The organism is Marinobacterium sp. NO-S09, from assembly GCF_059179545.1.
In genome coordinates this window covers 336781-352332 of the sequence record NZ_CP168954.1, presented here as the reverse complement: position 1 = coordinate 352332, position 15552 = coordinate 336781, and the positions used below count along the sequence as shown (strand labels likewise).

The following is a 15552-nucleotide window of genomic DNA, read 5'->3' as shown; positions in this document are numbered from 1 at the left end:
CTGACGCTTGAACGCAAAAAGGCTCCCGAAGGAGCCTTTTTATTCTACTGTGGAAGCAGACGTTAGTCTTTGGCTTCGCCGGATTCGATCTGCTTGTTGATCACCCACTGCTGGGCAATGGACAGCATGTTGTTGACCAGCCAGTACAGAACCAGACCTGCCGGGAACCACAGGAAGAAGAATGTGAAGATAATCGGCAGCATCTTCATCATCTTGGCCTGCATGGGGTCAGGCGGTGTCGGGTTCAGCATCTGCTGGATGAACATGGTTGCACCCATCAGAATCGGCAGAATGAAGTACGGGTCCATCTGCGACAAGTCCTGAATGTAGCCGAAGAAAGGCGCATGGCGCAGTTCCACGGACTCCATCAGTACCCAGTACAGCGCGATAAACACCGGCATCTGCACCAGGATCGGCAGACAGCCGCCCAGAGGATTGATCTTTTCCTTCTGGTACAGCTTCATCATTTCCTGAGACATCTTCTGACGGTCGTCGCCGTACAGCTCTTTCAGACGTGTCATCTCAGGTGCGAACTTGCGCATCTTGGCCATGGACTTGAACGCTTTGGCGTTCAGGTGGAACAGGGCTGCTTTCACCAGGATAGTGATGCCAATGATCGACAGACCCCAGTTGCCAACCACGGAGTGGATCCACTTCAGCAGCATGTACAGCGGAGATGCAATCCACCAGAGCCAGCCGTAATCGATGGTCAGTTCCAGGTTGGGTGCGATCTGCTCCAGCTGGTCCACATCTTTTGGACCAGCATAGAAAGTTGCGGAAACCGTCTGTTCCTGGCCCGGAGCAACGGTAAAGCTCGGCGACAGGAAGCCGACCAGGTACTGGCCATTGATCTTGCGTGACTGGTAGGTGTACTCGGCACCCGGTGCCGGAATCCAGGCACTCAGGAAGTAGTGCTGCACCATGGCAACCCAGCCGTCCGGGCTGGTGGCCTTGAAGCGCTCTTCATCCATATCACCGAAATCAACCTTCTGATAGTTGTTCTCGGCAGTAGAGAAGACTGCACCCAGGTAGGACTGCATGCCCATGGAGGTCTGCTGGGACGGGTCTGCAGTGCCATCACGCTTGATCTGGCCAAAGAGTACGGCATCGAACGGCTCGGCACTGGTGTTGTTCACCAGGTATTCGACAGCCACATCATACTGGCCCTGCTGGAATGTAAAGCGCTTGGTGATCTGTACACCGGTCTCAGTGGCCAGGGTCAGATCAACAGTGAGGCTTTCACCTTCCAGGGTGTATTCAGACTGGGCACTGGTGTAGACCGGGCGGCCTTCGCTGTTGGCATCCGGACCATCCTGACCGACCAGACCGCTCTGGGCAACATAGGTACGGTTGGCGTTCTGCTCAAGCAGGACAAAGGATTGACCAGAGCTTAGTGCTGATTCGTGCTCAGGCAGTGCGGCGTGAATAACATCGCCACCCTTGGGGTCGATCAGCAGTTCCAGTACATCGGTACGAACGGAAATCAGCTTGTTGCTGTCGACAGGTGTGGCAACTGCCTCCTGACCGCTGACCGGTACGTCGGCATCCTGGTTGGCATCAGAAGCCTGGGGCAGTTCAGAAACCGGCTGACTATTGCTGTCGCCATACGCTGAAACAGTGGCCGTCTGTTGCTGCTGGGGTTGCTGTGCGGGGCCGTAATCTTCATTCCACTGCAGCACCATCAGGTAGGAGACCAGTGCCAGAGCGGCGATCAAAATGACTCGCTGTACATCCATGGTGGTAGAACCATCAGTTTATTGTGTGAGCTTTCGGGCTTTTTTGCCGGCGCGGGTCCAGCACCGCCTGATCATTGCATGCACATCCGCATTGTCGAGTTCATCCAGACCCTTGCGGGCGAGAATGATCATGTCCAGTGCCGGAAGTTGATGCTGGTGCAGGCGAAAGGATTCGCGAATGATACGCCGAACACGGTTACGTTGCACCGCCCGACGGACATTTTTCTTGGATATGACGAAGCCAATCCGGGGATGACCCAGATTGTTGGGGCGGGCCAGTATCAGCAGGCGCTGGTCTGGTACTTTAACGTCAGCACGATCAAACACGCGCTTGAAATCCCCGCCGGTTAACAGACGTAGCCGGCGGGGATATCGGAAATCGGTCATTCAGTCATGCGACCTTATGCAGATGCAAAGTCTGATATTAGGCAGACAGACGCTTACGACCTTTTGCACGACGACGGTTCAGAACCTGACGACCATTTTTGGTGGCCATGCGAGCACGGAAACCGTGAGTACGTTTGCGTTTCAGAACGCTGGGTTGGAATGTTCTTTTCATTGCCTCAGTCCTACTTACACTGATGTACGTGAGGTGGCTGATATCCACGGGTAAAAAATCAAGACGCGAAATTCTAAGGAATTACTGGTTATCTTGCAAACACTTTTTGGCCTTGAGACAAAGAAATTCAGACTTTCAGGCCCGGCTTACATATTCGAGGAGTAGAAGAATAAAAAGCCACCTTAGATCCGTGTTTTCTGTTAGTAATTAATAAATATCCATTTAAAACAAAGCTATTAGCATGTTGATAACCATGCGGAGAAGCTGTTTCAAACCTGCTTTTTGTCATTTGTGGGGCTTTTTTGGCTGTTTTTTCATACCTTGCAGAAAGTTATTCAGGGGGTGGTAAAAAAATATCCGAGTATTGTGGATAACCGTTGCTTCAGCAGGTAGAATGCTGGCAGTAGCATTTTTACTGCGCGCATATTTGTTGGCAGGCTTTACGCTTGGGAGCTTAATGGATGTCGGTTGACCTTTGGGAACAGTGCTTGAACTCGCTGCAACAGGAGTTCCCGTCCCAGCAATTCAACACCTGGATCAGACCGTTGCAGGCCGGAACCTGCTCGGCGTCCGAGCTGGTGCTGATGGCGCCCAACCGGTTTGTGCGTGACTGGGTGGCCGACAAGTTTCTTGCCCGCATTCAACAGGCCGTCTGCGAAGTGACCGGCAGCATGAACACTGAGGTGCGATTGGAAGTTTCCGGTGGGAGCTCTGCCGCTGCGCCACGGGCTCGTACGGGTATGTCTCGCATGCGTCAGCAGCGCACGGCTGATATGCAGCCTGCGACGGCACCTGCACCCCAGCGCCCTGCTCCTTCACCGGTTCCGGATACGGTGTTGAACCATACCGACAGCCTGCAAGCGACCCAGGCACCTGCTCCTGTCATGCAGGCAGCCGAGCAGATGCCCGCGCCGGCTGAACCTACTGCGCCTTCATTTGCCGGTCAGGGGCCGGCGGTCGAGCCTGCTTCTGCAGATGATGCAACGCCACAAATGGGCTTCTTTGATCAGTTTGAAACGGCGCCGGAACATCCTGTCAGTGCACCGGGTGGTCGTCGGGTTGAGGTTGAAGGCGGTGTTCGCCATCAGTCCAATCTCAACCCAATGTTCACCTTCGAGTCGTTTGTTCAGGGTAAGTCCAACCAGCTGGCGCTTGCTGCTGCTCAGCAGGTCTCGGATAACCCGGGCGGTTCCTACAACCCGTTGTTCATCTACGGTGGTGTGGGCCTGGGTAAAACGCACTTGATGCATGCGGTGGGTACAGAGATGCTCAAGCGTAATCCCAATGCCCGTATCGTCTACCTGCACTCCGAGCGCTTCGTGGCCGATATGGTGAAGGCGTTGCAGCTCAATGCAATCAACGACTTCAAACGTTACTACCGCTCCGTTGATGCGTTGCTGATCGACGATATCCAGTTTTTTGCCGGCAAGGAGCGTTCACAGGAAGAGTTCTTCCATACCTTCAACGCCCTGCTGGAAGGCGGTCAGCAGATGATTCTGACCAGTGACCGTTATCCGAAAGAGATCAACGGTGTTGAAGAGCGTCTGAAGTCACGTTTCGGCTGGGGCCTCACGGTTGCGATTGAGCCGCCTGAACTTGAGACCCGTGTTGCCATTCTGATGAAAAAGGCGCAGGAAGCCCAGGTTAATCTGCCGGATGATGCTGCCTTCTTCCTGGCGCAGAAAATCCGCTCCAATGTGCGTGAGCTTGAAGGCGCGCTGAAGCGCGTCATCGCCAACGCCCACTTTACCGGGAATGCCATTAATACGCCCTTTATTAAGGAATCGCTGAAGGACCTGCTGGCGTTACAGGATAAACAGGTTAGTATTGATAACATTCAACGGGTTGTGGCGGATTACTACAAGATCAAGGTCGCCGACCTGCTGTCCAAGCGACGCAGTCGTTCGGTAGCGCGCCCTCGCCAGATGGCCATGAGCCTGGCGAAGGAGCTGACCAACCACAGCTTGCCGGAGATCGGCAACGCTTTCGGGGGGCGCGATCATACGACGGTGCTGCATGCCTGTCGCAAGATCAAGGAATTGCGCGAAACCGACACCGATATTGCTGAAGATTACAAAAACCTGCTGCGTCATCTGACGGCGTAGTGAAAGGACCTGAACAGGGTAGCCCGAATCATGAGACTTGTTATATCTCGCGAAGCGCTCATCAAACCACTGCAGCTGGTAGCTGGTGTTGTGGAACGCCGTCAGACTCTGCCGGTGCTGTCCAACATCCTGTTGGTCGCAGAAGGTGAGCAACTGGCACTGACCGGCACCGACCTGGAAGTGGAACTGGTCGGCCGTGTGCAGCTGGATGAGCCCGTTGCCGAAGCCGGCTCGGTCACTGTACCGGCTCGCAAGCTGATGGACATCTGTAAGTCACTGGCTGACGATGCGCGTATCGAACTTGAGCTGTCTGGTCAGAAAATGATGATCAAGTCAGGTCGCAGCCGCTTCAGTCTGTCCACTCTTCCGGCACATGAATTTCCCAATGTGGAAGACAGCCCGGAAACCTTTGAGCTGGAATTGCCTCAGTCGGCCCTGCGTCGCCTGATCGAGCAGACCGGTTTTTCCATGGCCCAGCAGGACGTTCGCTATTACCTCAACGGCATGCTGCTGGAAGTGAAAGATGGTGAGCTGCGCAGCGTTGCTACAGACGGTCACCGTCTTGCCACTGCAGTCAACACCGTGCAGACCGATACGGCGTCACAGCAGCAGATTATCGTTCCGCGCAAAGGTATCCTGGAGCTGGCGCGTTTGCTGCAGGGCGGCGACGAGCATGTGCGTCTGGTGATCGGTGCAAACCATATCCGGGCCAATGTGGGCGACTTTACCTTCACCTCCAAACTGGTGGACGGCAAGTTCCCGGACTATCAGCGCGTGATTCCGCGCAATGGTGACAAGGAGCTGCTGGGCGACCGTCAGGAGCTGCGTCAGGTATTCAGTCGTATCGCCATTCTTTCCAATGAGAAATACCGTGGCGTGCGCCTGACACTGAACAACGGTTACCTGCAGGTAATGGCCAATAACCCTGAACAGGAAGAAGCGGAAGAGACTGTTGCCGTGGATTATCAGGGTGGTCCTCTGGAGATTGGCTTCAACGTCAACTACCTGCTGGATGTGCTGTCGATCCTTAACTCCGATGTGGTGCGCTTCACTCTGCTGGACTCCAACAGCAGTGCCCTGATCCAGGGCTATGATGAACCCGATGCACTCTACGTCGTCATGCCGATGCGCATGTAGTGCATCCTGGGGCCCCTTGCCGATCAAGGGGCTCCAATCCCCTCTTCATGCCCCTCAAGCAACTCAAGATTCAGCACGTCCGTAACCTGGATGATGTCAGCCTGTCGCCGTTGAGTCGGATCAATATCCTCTATGGTGAAAACGGCAGTGGCAAAACCAGTGTACTGGAGGCGATCCATTTTCTGGGTTTGACCCGCTCTTTTCGTAACAGCCAGTTCAAGCATCTGGTCAGTGAGGGCCAGGAGCAGGCGTTGGTATTTGCTCAGGCAGATCCTCTGGCGACCGGTCAGGCCAAACCACTCGGCGTTGAGCGTCATCTGGATGGACAGGTACGTGCTCGTTACGCCGGCAGTTCGTTGGGGGCTACTGACCTGGCCGAGTTGCTGCCGATCCAGGTGATAAACAGTGACACCTTTGATCTGCTGGATGGCTCGCCCGGTGTGCGAAGGCAGTTTCTGGACTGGGGGGCTTTCCATGCCGATCCCGCTTTTATCCACCAGTGGCGCGGTTTTAAACGTTCCCTTAAGCAGCGGAATTCACTGCTGAAATGTGGTAAAATTGACCCTCGCGTCAGGCGGGTTTGGGACGCTGAATTTATTCAATATGCCGAGCAGATGACGGCATTGCGACATGCCTATATTGACCAGCTCAAACCGGATTTTGAAGCGGCGTTGAGTGCCCTCTTGCAGGGTATCGAGGTTCGCCTTCTGTTCAGTCCGGGCTGGGACCAAAGCAAGGGGCTTGAAGCGCTGCTGCATGACAGTTTCGAGCGCGATTTGCGTCAGGGCTTTACCAGTTTGGGCCCTCAGCGGGCCGACCTCAGATTCAAGGTCGGTACACTTAACGCCGCTGATCGCCTTTCCCGCGGACAGAAAAAATTGGTGGTCAGTGCGTTCAGACTGGCCCAGGGCGCGCTGTTTCACCGTTTGAGTAACCGCGCCTGTATTTATCTGATCGATGACCTGCCGTCAGAGCTCGATGAGCGTCACTGTCGGCAGTTTTGTGAATTCCTGCAGGCGAGCGCCAATCAGTGCTTCATTACCTGCGTGGATCCCGCCTACCTGAGCAGGATCTGGCAGCCGGAGACGGATGTTGCGCTGTTCAGGGTGGAGTCCGGTACGTTAACGCACAGGGGTGCGCCAGGAGATCAAGAATGAGTGGTGAAAACCAAGATTACGACTCGTCCAGTATCAAGGTACTGAAGGGGCTGGATGCCGTCCGTAAACGCCCGGGTATGTATATCGGCGATACGGATGATGGCAGCGGCCTGCACCATATGGTGTTTGAGCTTGTTGATAACGGTATCGACGAAGCGCTGGCGGGCCACTGCTCTGAAATCGGGGTGATTATTCACCCGGATGAAAGCATTACGGTTTCCGATAATGGCCGTGGTATCCCGACCGATATTCACGAAGAAGAAGGTGTGTCAGCGGCTGAAGTTATCATGACGGTGCTGCATGCCGGCGGTAAGTTCGATGACAATACCTATAAGGTATCCGGTGGTCTGCACGGCGTGGGTGTTTCTGTTGTAAACGCCCTTTCCTCAGACCTCAAACTGACCATACGTCGTGCTGGCCAGGTGCATGAGCAGATCTATCATCACGGTGTGCCTGAAGAACCGCTTAAGATTGTGGGTGAAACCGATCTGACCGGTACTATCGTGCGCTTCAAGCCGTCTGAAGAAACCTTCACGAATATCCAGTTCCAGTACGATATTCTGGCCAAGCGCCTGCGAGAGCTCTCCTTCCTCAACTCCGGCGTACGTATTCGACTGAAGGACGAGCGCTCCGGCCGTGAAGAAGTGTTCGAGTATGAAGGTGGTCTTGCTGCGTTTGTTGAGTTCCTGAACCAGAACAAGTCACCGGTTAACAAAATTTTCCACTTCAACGCCATGCATGAAAACGGTGTGGGTGTTGAGGTGTCCATGCAGTGGAATGACAGCTTCCAGGAAAGTCTGCACTGCTTCGCCAATAACATCCCGCAGCGTGACGGTGGTACGCACCTGTCCGGTTTCCGTACCGCACTGACACGTTGCCTGAACAACTACATTGAATCTGAACAGCTGAACAAGACCGGCAAGGTCAGCACCAGTGGTGACGACAGCCGTGAAGGCCTTACCGCGATCATCTCGGTTAAGGTGCCGGATCCCAAGTTCTCCTCCCAGACCAAAGACAAGCTGGTCTCCTCTGAGGTGAAAACGGCGGTTGAGCAGATGATGGGACAGTTCCTCAATGAGTACCTGTTGGAGAACCCTCAGGACGCCAAGGCTGTTGTTCAGAAGATGATTGATGCCGCCCGTGCCCGTGAAGCGGCGCGCAAGGCTCGCGAAATGACACGCCGTAAAGGCGCGCTGGATGTGGCGGGCCTGCCGGGTAAGCTGGCGGATTGTCAGGAAAAGGATCCGGCTCTTTCTGAACTTTACCTGGTGGAGGGTGACTCTGCGGGTGGTTCCGCCAAGCAGGGTCGTGATCGTCGTACCCAGGCTATCCTGCCGCTGAAGGGTAAGATCCTGAACGTCGAGAAAGCCCGCTTTGACAAGATGCTGACCTCTGCTGAAGTCGGTACGCTGATTACGGCATTGGGCTGTGGTATTGGTCGTGAGGAGTTCAACCCGGACAAGCTGCGCTATCACCGCATCATTATCATGACCGATGCCGACGTTGACGGCTCTCACATCCGTACCCTGCTGCTGACCTTCTTCTTCCGTCAGATGCCGGAGCTGATCGAGCGTGGTCATATCTACATCGCTCAGCCGCCTCTGTACAAGATCAAGAAAGGCAAGCAGGAACAGTACCTCAAGGATGACGAGGCGCTGGATAACCATCTACTGCAAGGTGCGCTGGACGGTACCAGCCTGTACCCGGGCGAAGACTCACCTGCTATCTCGGGTGCGGCTCTTGAGTCGCTGATTACCCGCTACCGCAAGGTTGAGCGTATCTGCCAGCGACTGAGTCGCGTCTATCCGCTGGAAGTGCTCAAGCGCCTGCTCTATCTGCCGACGCTTAGCCTTGAAGATCTGGCGGTGAAGGAAACGGTTGAAGCCTGGTCTGCCAAGCTTTGTGATGCTTTGGCCAACTATGTTGATGGCGGCGAACGTTACTCCTGCACCCTGCGTGAAGACCGTGAACACAGTCTTTTCTTGCCGGAGGTGAAGATTGTTCAGCATGGCGTGGACACTGACTATGTGCTGGATGTCGAGCTGTTCCGCTCACGTGACTATGCCACCATTGTTGAGCTGGGCTCTGAGCTTCAGTCCTTGCTGGATGATGGCGCCTTCCTTCAGCGTGGTGAACGTCGCTTCAGCCTGACCGAACTCGGCCAGGGTATTCTCTGGCTGCTGGATCAGTCGCGTCGCGGCAATGCTGTCCAGCGCTATAAGGGTCTGGGTGAAATGAACCCGGATCAGCTGTGGGAAACCACCATGGATCCTGATGCCCGCCGTATGCTGCAGGTATCCATTGATGATGCGATTGCCGCTGATCAGCTGTTCACTACCCTGATGGGTGATGAAGTTGAGCCGCGTCGCAACTTCATCGAGTCGAATGCGTTGAACGTATCCAATCTGGATATCTGATGCTCGTTGGACGCCATAGCGAAAGCCGCTCACTTGAGCGGCTTTTTTGTGTCTTTCGTTCAGGCGCTCCTTGGGTCTGTGGCCAGGACTTCATCTCTGCCACAGAAGCGTTCTCGAAACTGTTGTAGTTGCGGGTAGTCGTTAAGTTCAATTAGCTCGCGGAAGCTGGCCCAGTCGGCGAGCGAGTAAAGGCAGATGCCAGGGTAGTTCCACTCAGTGAATTGCCCCTGGTTCAGGCTTTCTTCCAGTGCATTCAATGTACTGCTGATTCGTTCCCTCTGCAGCCTGTAATACATGGCATCAGCTTCCGTATCCAACCCTGATCGTTGACTTAGTAGCAGCACGACCAGTGAGTCCAGGGCGCCGTCTATGAGCGTGAGCTGGTTCTCTTCCTCCCAGTTGAGTGGCCTTCCCAATCCGTGTTCCTGTTGCAGATAACGGGCGATGACTCGGGAGTCATAGAGATGCATACCCTTATCAACCAATACCGGAATTTTCATAATCGGTGTTTGCTGTGCCAGGGCGTTGCGCCCACCTGCATAGATGTCGAGTTCTGTATAGGTATGTTGTGTGTTTGCCAAAAGTATCCGTATTCGTCTCACGAACGGTGATGTACTGGATCCTATCAGTTCCATTGCCTCTGTCCTTCTGGGTTTGTTTCACGTGAAACATATCACTTTTTAACTTCGAGTATAGGTCAGACGGTCGGGTTGGAATAATAGTTAAATACGATCTCAGCGTTCATACTTTTGGAATATATCGAACAATGTTCCACGTGGAACATCTATCAACTGGATTGTGCGCGGAAGACAAAGATAGGGGGTGTTTCACGTGAAACAAAAAAGCCCCGCGTCCATAAAGGAGCACGGGGCTTTAGTAGGTTAGCCGGAGCTGGTGCGTTATTTAGCCAAGCAAAGAAATATCAGCAACACCCAGGAACAGGCGGCGCAGACGCTTCAGTAGTGCCAGGCGGTTGGCGCGTACAGCTGAATCATCGGCCATAACCATGACGTTATCGAAGAAGCTGTCGATAGGCGCGCGCAAGGATGCAAGTTTCTCCAGTGTCGAGCGGTAGTCACCCTGCTCGCACAGCGGCTGAATTTCAGACTCGATATTGGTAATGGCAGTCGCCAGTGCCTTCTCGGCATCTTCCGACAGCAGGGACTCATCAATATCGGCAGCCACGTCAGCCTGCTGCTTGCTGAGAATGTTGCTTACACGCTTATTGGCGGCAGCCAGGGAGTCTGCTTCTGCCAGGTTGCGGAAGTGGCTTACGGCTTGAACACGGCGGTCAAAGTCCAGCGGGCTGGTCGGGCGCAGTGCGTGAACAGAGAGGAAAGTCTCAGCACTGATCTCACGATCTTCATACCAGGCACGGAAACGCTCAAGCATGAAGTCCAGCACGCGGTCGGCCAGGCCTTCGCTACCCGGCAAGTCACCGTGCTGTTCAGCAGCGATGCTAAGCAGCTGGTGCAGATCCAGATCCAGTTTGTGTTCAACAATAATACGCAGCACACCCAGGGCGGCACGACGCAGTGCGAACGGGTCTTTTGAGCCTGTTGGTGGCTGGTTAATACCGAACAGGCCGGTCAGTGTGTCCAGGCGATCAGCGATAGCCAGTGCGATACCGGACTTGGTAGTGGGCAGTTCGTCGCCGGCAAAGCGCGGCATGTACTGCTCGTTCAGGGCCAGCGCGACTTCTTCAGCTTCACCATCATGCAGCGCATAGTGGTAACCCATGAGGCCCTGGAGGTCGGTGAACTCGAATACCATGTCGGTCATGAGGTCGCACTTGCTCAGCTGGGCGGAGCGACGAGCCATATCGGCATCGCCTTCGATCAGTTCAGCAATGGCTGCACTCAGGTTTTCGATACGTTGAGTCTTGTCAAAAACGGTACCCAGCTGCTGCTGGAAAACCACGCTTTTGAGCTTCTCAATACGGTTAGCCAGCGGGTGCTTCTTGTCGGTCTCAAAGAAGAACAGCGCATCAGCCAGGCGAGGACGAATAACCTTTTCGTTACCTTCGATGACCTGCTGCGGATCCTTGGATTCAATATTGGCCAGGGTGATAAAGAATGGCATCAGCTTGCCGTCTTTATCCAGCGCGTGGAAATATTTCTGATGCTCTTTCATTGAAGAGATCAGGGCTTCCGCCGGCACTTCCAGGAAGCGCTCTTCAAAGCGGCCGGTCAGAGCAACGGGCCATTCATTCAGCGCGGTCACTTCGTCCAGCAGGTCTTCATCAATCTGAGCGATGCCACCAAGGCGTTCGCCTTCACGTTTAACCTGCTCACGGACCAGTTCACGGCGCTCGGCAAAATCCGCCAGAACCTTGCCGGTATTTTTCAGTACCTGGGCATAGTCAGCGGGGGCCATCAGCTCAATATCATGGTTATAGTGGAAGCGGTGACCACGGGTCTTGCGACCGGCTTTCAGGCCCAGTACTTCGGCTTCAACCACTTCGTCACCCAGCAGCATGCACAGCCATTTGATCGGACGAACGAATTCGGTGCGAGACGCGCCCCAGCGCATGCGCTTGGGAATCGGCAGTTTGTTCAGGGATTCTGAAATGATACCCGGCAACAGAGACGCAGTGCTCTGCCCTGCTTCCACGCCACGGTAGACATAGTAATTGCCCTTGGGTGTTTCCATGACTTCCAGCTGGTCGGCGCTGACGCCACAGGAACCGGCAAAGCCCTGAACCGCCTTCTCGGGGGCCTGGGTAGCGGGACCACGCTTTTCGATGGCGCGATCAGGCTGCTGAGCATCGATATTGGTGATCAGTACAGCCAGGCGGCGCGGGCTGGCATAAGGCTTGGCTTCGGTATAGTTGATGCCGGCAGCATCAAGGCCCGCGGTGATGCCATTCATAAAGGCAGCGGACAGGGTTGGCAGTGCTTTGGGAGGCAGTTCTTCTGTGCCCAGCTCAACCAGAAAATCGTGTTGTGACATGATTACTTCTCCTCCTCACAGGCAGCCAGGACTTCAGCACGGATCGCTTCAGGTGCCTGGGGGAAGCCGAGCTTACGGCGGGCTTCGAAATAGGCGTGGGCTACTTCACGCGCCAGAGTGCGGACACGCAGGATGTAGCGCTGGCGTTCAGTAACGGAAATGGCGTGACGGGCGTCCAGCAGGTTGAACGTGTGTGACGCCTTCAGCACCATCTCGTAGGCCGGCAACGGCAGGCCGGCTTTCAGCAGTTTCTGGCACTCGGACTCATAGTGGTCAAAGTTGCCGAACAGGGCCGGTACATCAGCGTGCTCGAAGTTGTAGGTCGACATTTCCACCTCGTTCTGGTGGAACACGTCGCCATAGGTAACAACGCTGCCATCCGGGTAGCGGGTCCAGATCAGGTCATAGATGCTGTCGACGCCCTGCAGGTACATGGCGATACGCTCCAGACCATAGGTGATTTCACCGGTCACCGGGTAGCACTCAAGACCACCTGCTTGCTGGAAGTAGGTGAACTGAGTCACCTCCATGCCGTTGAGCCAGACTTCCCAGCCCAGACCCCAGGCACCCAGTGTCGGGGACTCCCAGTTATCTTCTACGAAGCGCACGTCGTGCACGGACAGGTCGATGCCCAGACGCTCGAGGGAGCCCAGGTACAGTTCCTGAATGTTGTCGGGTGAAGGCTTGAGTACAGTCTGGAACTGGTAATAATGCTGCAGGCGGTTGGGGTTGTCGCCGTAGCGGCCATCGGTCGGACGGCGGCTGGGCTGCACGTAAGCCGAGCGCCAGGTCTCGGGTCCGATTGCCCGCAGGAAAGTTGCCGGGTGGAAGGTCCCTGCACCTACCTCCAGGTCCAGTGGCTGCACGATGACACAGCCCTGTTCGGCCCAGTATTGTTGCAGGGCCAGGATCAGTCCCTGGAATGTGCTAACGTCTGGAGTCACCTTGTCAGTCACAGAAATCACCATTGCTGTTGAATGTGGTCGAAATAAGAGCCGAATTATACATGAATTGGAGGGGGTAAAGCTTGACCCTCAGGGGAAAATCTGGCGTGAAAGCCTCCCCTCTTAACCGCCGTGTCGGCACTGACTATAATCCTGTGTCATACGCGTAAATGAAGGGAGCTTGGCTGTGAAACTGATTAAATCGCTGTTGGCGGTTATGCTGTTGGGGCTGTTGTCATTATTGCCCCTGGGCGCAGCTCAGGCTTTGGGTCGCTGGGTGGGACGTCGCCTCTGGAACAAGGGTGACCGCTCCCAGATGGTGCGCCAGACACGCCGCAATATCGATGTGTGCTTTCCGGAACTGTCTCAGGCAGAGCGGGAGCAGCTGATGAAGAGAAGTCTGGAGCATACCGGCAGTGTCATGTGTGAAATGGGCATGGCCTGGTTCTGGTCATCGAAGCGAACCTTGAAGAAGGTACGCAATATCCATAATGAAGAGTTGCTGCAGGAAGCCCAGGCACGGGGCAAGGGAGTTATTCTGATCGCTCCTCATCTGGGCAACTGGGAACTGATCAATCTCTATCTGGCTAACCACTACACTTTCACGGCGATGTACAAGCCTCCTCGCCTCAAACTGATGGATGATCTGATCAAGAAGATGCGTGCCCGCCTGGGAACTCGAATGGCTCCGGCCGACAGTCGCGGGGTTCGTATGGTGATGAAGGCACTGAAGAAAGGTGAAATGGTGGGCATACTGCCGGACCAGGAGCCTGATCGTAAGGGGGGTATTCATGCACCCTTCTTTGGCATCGATGCCCTCACCATGAAGCTGGTACCGCAACTGGCGGCGCAAACCGGCGCTACAGTGCTCTGCGCGTACAGCAAGCGGCTGCCGGATGCAGAGGGGTTTGATCTCTACTTTCGTGAAGCGAAAGCGGACATCAACAGCAAGGATCTGGCACTATCCGCTGCTGCCATGAACCGCTCTATGGAAGCCTGTGTGCGAGACTTTCCGGAGCAGTACCAGTGGGAGTACCGCCGTTTCAATACCCGCCCCAGTAAGGATGAGCCGCGCTTCTATAAGTAATCAGCGGCGCCAGAAGGCGGGGGTGAACAGGACCAGCATGGTGAACACCTCCAGTCGCCCCAGCAACATGGCGAAGCACAGAATCCATTTGGCGGTCTCATTGAGGCCGCCGAAATGCGCCGAGACATCACCCAGGCCCGGGCCCAGATTGTTCAGTGTGGCACCGACCGCTGACCAGGCGGTGACCTGGTCCAGGCCCGTGGCTAACAACGCCAACAGCATCACCACAAACACGATCAGATACACCGAGAAGAAGCCCCAGACAGCCTGCAGAATTCGGTCTGAAATGGGTCGCTGCCCCAGCTTGACCGGAATCACCGCGTTGGGATGAATCAGGCGCAAAATCTCGCGGTAGCCCTGCTTCAGGATCAACAGGATGCGGATCGCTTTCATACCACCCGCCGTGGAGCTGGCACAACCGCCGACAAAGGCCAGCACAAACAGCATAAAGGGCAGCATGGCGGGCCAGTGGGCGAAGTCTGCGGTGGCAAAGCCGGTGGTCGTAGCAACCGAGACCACCATAAAGGCAGCCTTGCGCAGCGACTCAACGGCTGGATAGGTTTCGGTTATCACTAGTACGAACAGTGTCAAAAGCGTGATCAGGCCCAGAAGCGACAGGTAAAAACGGACCTCCGGATCCTGCAGGTAGTGCAGCAGCGTGTGATGACGCCAGGCGAAAAAGTGCAGGCCAAAGTTGATGCCGGCGATCACCATGAAGAAGATGGCGATCATCTCGATGGTGGGGTTATTGAAGTAGCCGATGCTGGCGTCATGGGTGGAAAATCCGCCGATAGCGACGGTCGAGAAGCTGTGACCAATGGCGTCAAAGGGCGTCATGCCCGCCAGCCAGTATGCGGCGGCACAGGCGATGGTCAGGGACAGGTAGATATACCAGAGTGCCTTGGCCGTTTCCGTGATGCGTGGCGTCAGCTTGTTGTCCTTCACCGGTCCAGGCGCTTCCGCACGATACAGCTGCATCCCCCCGATACCGAGCATGGGCAGAATCGCCACGGCCAGTACGATGATACCCATACCGCCCAGCCACTGGAGCTGCTGGCGGTAGTAGAGAATGGAGTGCGGCAGCTGGTCCAGCCCTGTCATGACCGTTGCCCCGGTCGTCGTCAGGCCGGATATGGACTCGAATACGGCATCGACGCCGCTGAGCCCGGGCTGTTCCGACAGCATCAACGGCAACGAACCGAACACCCCCAGTACCGTCCAGAACAGCACCGTGACCAGGAATCCGTCGCGAATACTCAGTTCCTGACGCACGGCATACACCGGTACCCAGATAATAAAGCCGGTGGTCAGTGTGATAATGAAGGCGGTAATAAAGGCCCAGTGGGTGTCGTCCTGATAGTAGGCCGAGACCAGTAGCGGCGGCAGCTGGGTAATGCTGAAGATCATCAGCAGGATACCCAGAATGCGCAGAATCACTTGAAAGTGCATCGACAGAGC

General features: G+C 55.4%; 12 protein-coding genes. 5 read left to right on the top strand and 7 right to left on the bottom strand.

Annotated elements, in window-relative coordinates; all coding sequences use genetic code 11:
* Positions 1-62: 62 nt before the first annotated feature.
* The 3 genes from yidC to rpmH are packed head-to-tail and all read right to left on the bottom strand — an operon-like array spanning position 63 to position 2295.
* On the bottom strand, positions 63-1736 hold the full coding sequence (yidC, locus tag O3C79_RS01775) for a membrane protein insertase YidC (protein ID WP_494384578.1): 1674 nt from the start codon (positions 1734-1736) through the stop codon (positions 63-65).
* An 18-nt stretch (positions 1737-1754) separates the two neighbouring features.
* Positions 1755-2123 (bottom strand): ribonuclease P protein component, encoded by a 369-nt coding sequence (rnpA, locus tag O3C79_RS01770; RefSeq protein WP_010324471.1) that lies wholly within the window; start codon positions 2121-2123, stop codon positions 1755-1757.
* Positions 2124-2160: 37 nt separating this feature from the next.
* On the bottom strand, positions 2161-2295 hold the full coding sequence (gene rpmH, locus O3C79_RS01765; protein ID WP_010324470.1) for a 50S ribosomal protein L34: 135 nt from the start codon (positions 2293-2295) through the stop codon (positions 2161-2163).
* A gap of 461 nt (positions 2296-2756) precedes the next feature.
* On the opposite strand from rpmH, the gene dnaA reads away from it, so the two are divergent.
* The 4 genes from dnaA to gyrB are packed head-to-tail and all read left to right on the top strand — an operon-like array spanning position 2757 to position 9111.
* Positions 2757-4400 carry a chromosomal replication initiator protein DnaA gene (gene dnaA, locus O3C79_RS01760; protein WP_494384577.1) on the top strand — a complete coding sequence of 548 codons (1644 nt, stop codon included), beginning with the start codon at positions 2757-2759 and terminating at the stop codon, positions 4398-4400.
* 30 nt (positions 4401-4430) lie between these two features.
* Positions 4431-5537, top strand: coding sequence for a DNA polymerase III subunit beta (gene dnaN, locus O3C79_RS01755; protein ID WP_010324468.1), 1107 nt, complete (start codon positions 4431-4433; stop codon positions 5535-5537).
* Positions 5538-5584: 47 nt separating this feature from the next.
* A complete protein-coding gene (recF, locus tag O3C79_RS01750) occupies positions 5585-6694 on the top strand; it encodes a DNA replication/repair protein RecF (RefSeq protein ID WP_494384576.1) in 1110 nt (369 codons plus the stop codon).
* Positions 6691-9111, top strand: a complete 2421-nt coding sequence (gene gyrB, locus O3C79_RS01745) for a DNA topoisomerase (ATP-hydrolyzing) subunit B (RefSeq protein ID WP_076465597.1) — start codon at positions 6691-6693, stop codon at positions 9109-9111. Before recF ends, gyrB begins: the two co-directional genes overlap by 4 nt.
* A gap of 59 nt (positions 9112-9170) precedes the next feature.
* On the opposite strand, the gene O3C79_RS01740 is transcribed toward gyrB, so the two are convergent.
* The 3 genes from O3C79_RS01740 to glyQ form a co-directional block, all read right to left on the bottom strand.
* Entirely contained in the window at positions 9171-9746 is a 576-nt protein-coding gene (locus O3C79_RS01740; protein WP_010324465.1) for a glutathione S-transferase family protein, read from the bottom strand.
* Between the two features lie 268 nt (positions 9747-10014).
* Positions 10015-12063: a glycine--tRNA ligase subunit beta gene (gene glyS / locus O3C79_RS01735; protein WP_494384575.1), complete on the bottom strand. Its 2049-nt coding sequence runs from the start codon at positions 12061-12063 to the stop codon at positions 10015-10017.
* 2 nt (positions 12064-12065) lie between these two features.
* Positions 12066-13031, bottom strand: a complete 966-nt coding sequence (glyQ, locus tag O3C79_RS01730) for a glycine--tRNA ligase subunit alpha (protein ID WP_010324463.1) — start codon at positions 13029-13031, stop codon at positions 12066-12068.
* Between the two features lie 163 nt (positions 13032-13194).
* Here glyQ and O3C79_RS01725 point away from each other — a divergent pair, with 163 nt between their 5' ends.
* Complete coding sequence (locus O3C79_RS01725) at positions 13195-14094, top strand: lysophospholipid acyltransferase family protein (RefSeq protein WP_494384574.1); 900 nt, start codon at positions 13195-13197, stop codon at positions 14092-14094.
* Here O3C79_RS01725 and O3C79_RS01720 read toward each other — a convergent pair whose 3' ends face one another.
* Positions 14095-15543 carry a TrkH family potassium uptake protein gene (locus O3C79_RS01720; protein WP_010324461.1) on the bottom strand — a complete coding sequence of 483 codons (1449 nt, stop codon included), beginning with the start codon at positions 15541-15543 and terminating at the stop codon, positions 14095-14097. It lies immediately after the preceding gene.
* Between the last annotated feature and the right edge of the window lie 9 nt (positions 15544-15552).

What these genes read in the sequence shown, in the direction of transcription:
- gyrB (WP_076465597.1), top strand. Translation starts at nt 6,691, where the DNA reads ATGAGTGGTGAAAACCAAGATTACGACTCGTCCAGTATCAAGGTACTG.
- glyS (WP_494384575.1), bottom strand. Translation starts at nt 12,063, where the DNA reads ATGTCACAACACGATTTTCTGGTTGAGCTGGGCACAGAAGAACTGCCT.
- rnpA (WP_010324471.1), bottom strand. Translation starts at nt 2,123, where the DNA reads ATGACCGATTTCCGATATCCCCGCCGGCTACGTCTGTTAACCGGCGGG.
- recF (WP_494384576.1), top strand. Translation starts at nt 5,585, where the DNA reads ATGCCCCTCAAGCAACTCAAGATTCAGCACGTCCGTAACCTGGATGAT.
- O3C79_RS01740 (WP_010324465.1), bottom strand. Translation starts at nt 9,746, where the DNA reads ATGGAACTGATAGGATCCAGTACATCACCGTTCGTGAGACGAATACGG.
- dnaN (WP_010324468.1), top strand. Translation starts at nt 4,431, where the DNA reads ATGAGACTTGTTATATCTCGCGAAGCGCTCATCAAACCACTGCAGCTG.
- O3C79_RS01720 (WP_010324461.1), bottom strand. Translation starts at nt 15,543, where the DNA reads ATGCACTTTCAAGTGATTCTGCGCATTCTGGGTATCCTGCTGATGATC.
- glyQ (WP_010324463.1), bottom strand. Translation starts at nt 13,031, where the DNA reads ATGGTGATTTCTGTGACTGACAAGGTGACTCCAGACGTTAGCACATTC.
- yidC (WP_494384578.1), bottom strand. Translation starts at nt 1,736, where the DNA reads ATGGATGTACAGCGAGTCATTTTGATCGCCGCTCTGGCACTGGTCTCC.
- dnaA (WP_494384577.1), top strand. Translation starts at nt 2,757, where the DNA reads ATGTCGGTTGACCTTTGGGAACAGTGCTTGAACTCGCTGCAACAGGAG.
- rpmH (WP_010324470.1), bottom strand. Translation starts at nt 2,295, where the DNA reads ATGAAAAGAACATTCCAACCCAGCGTTCTGAAACGCAAACGTACTCAC.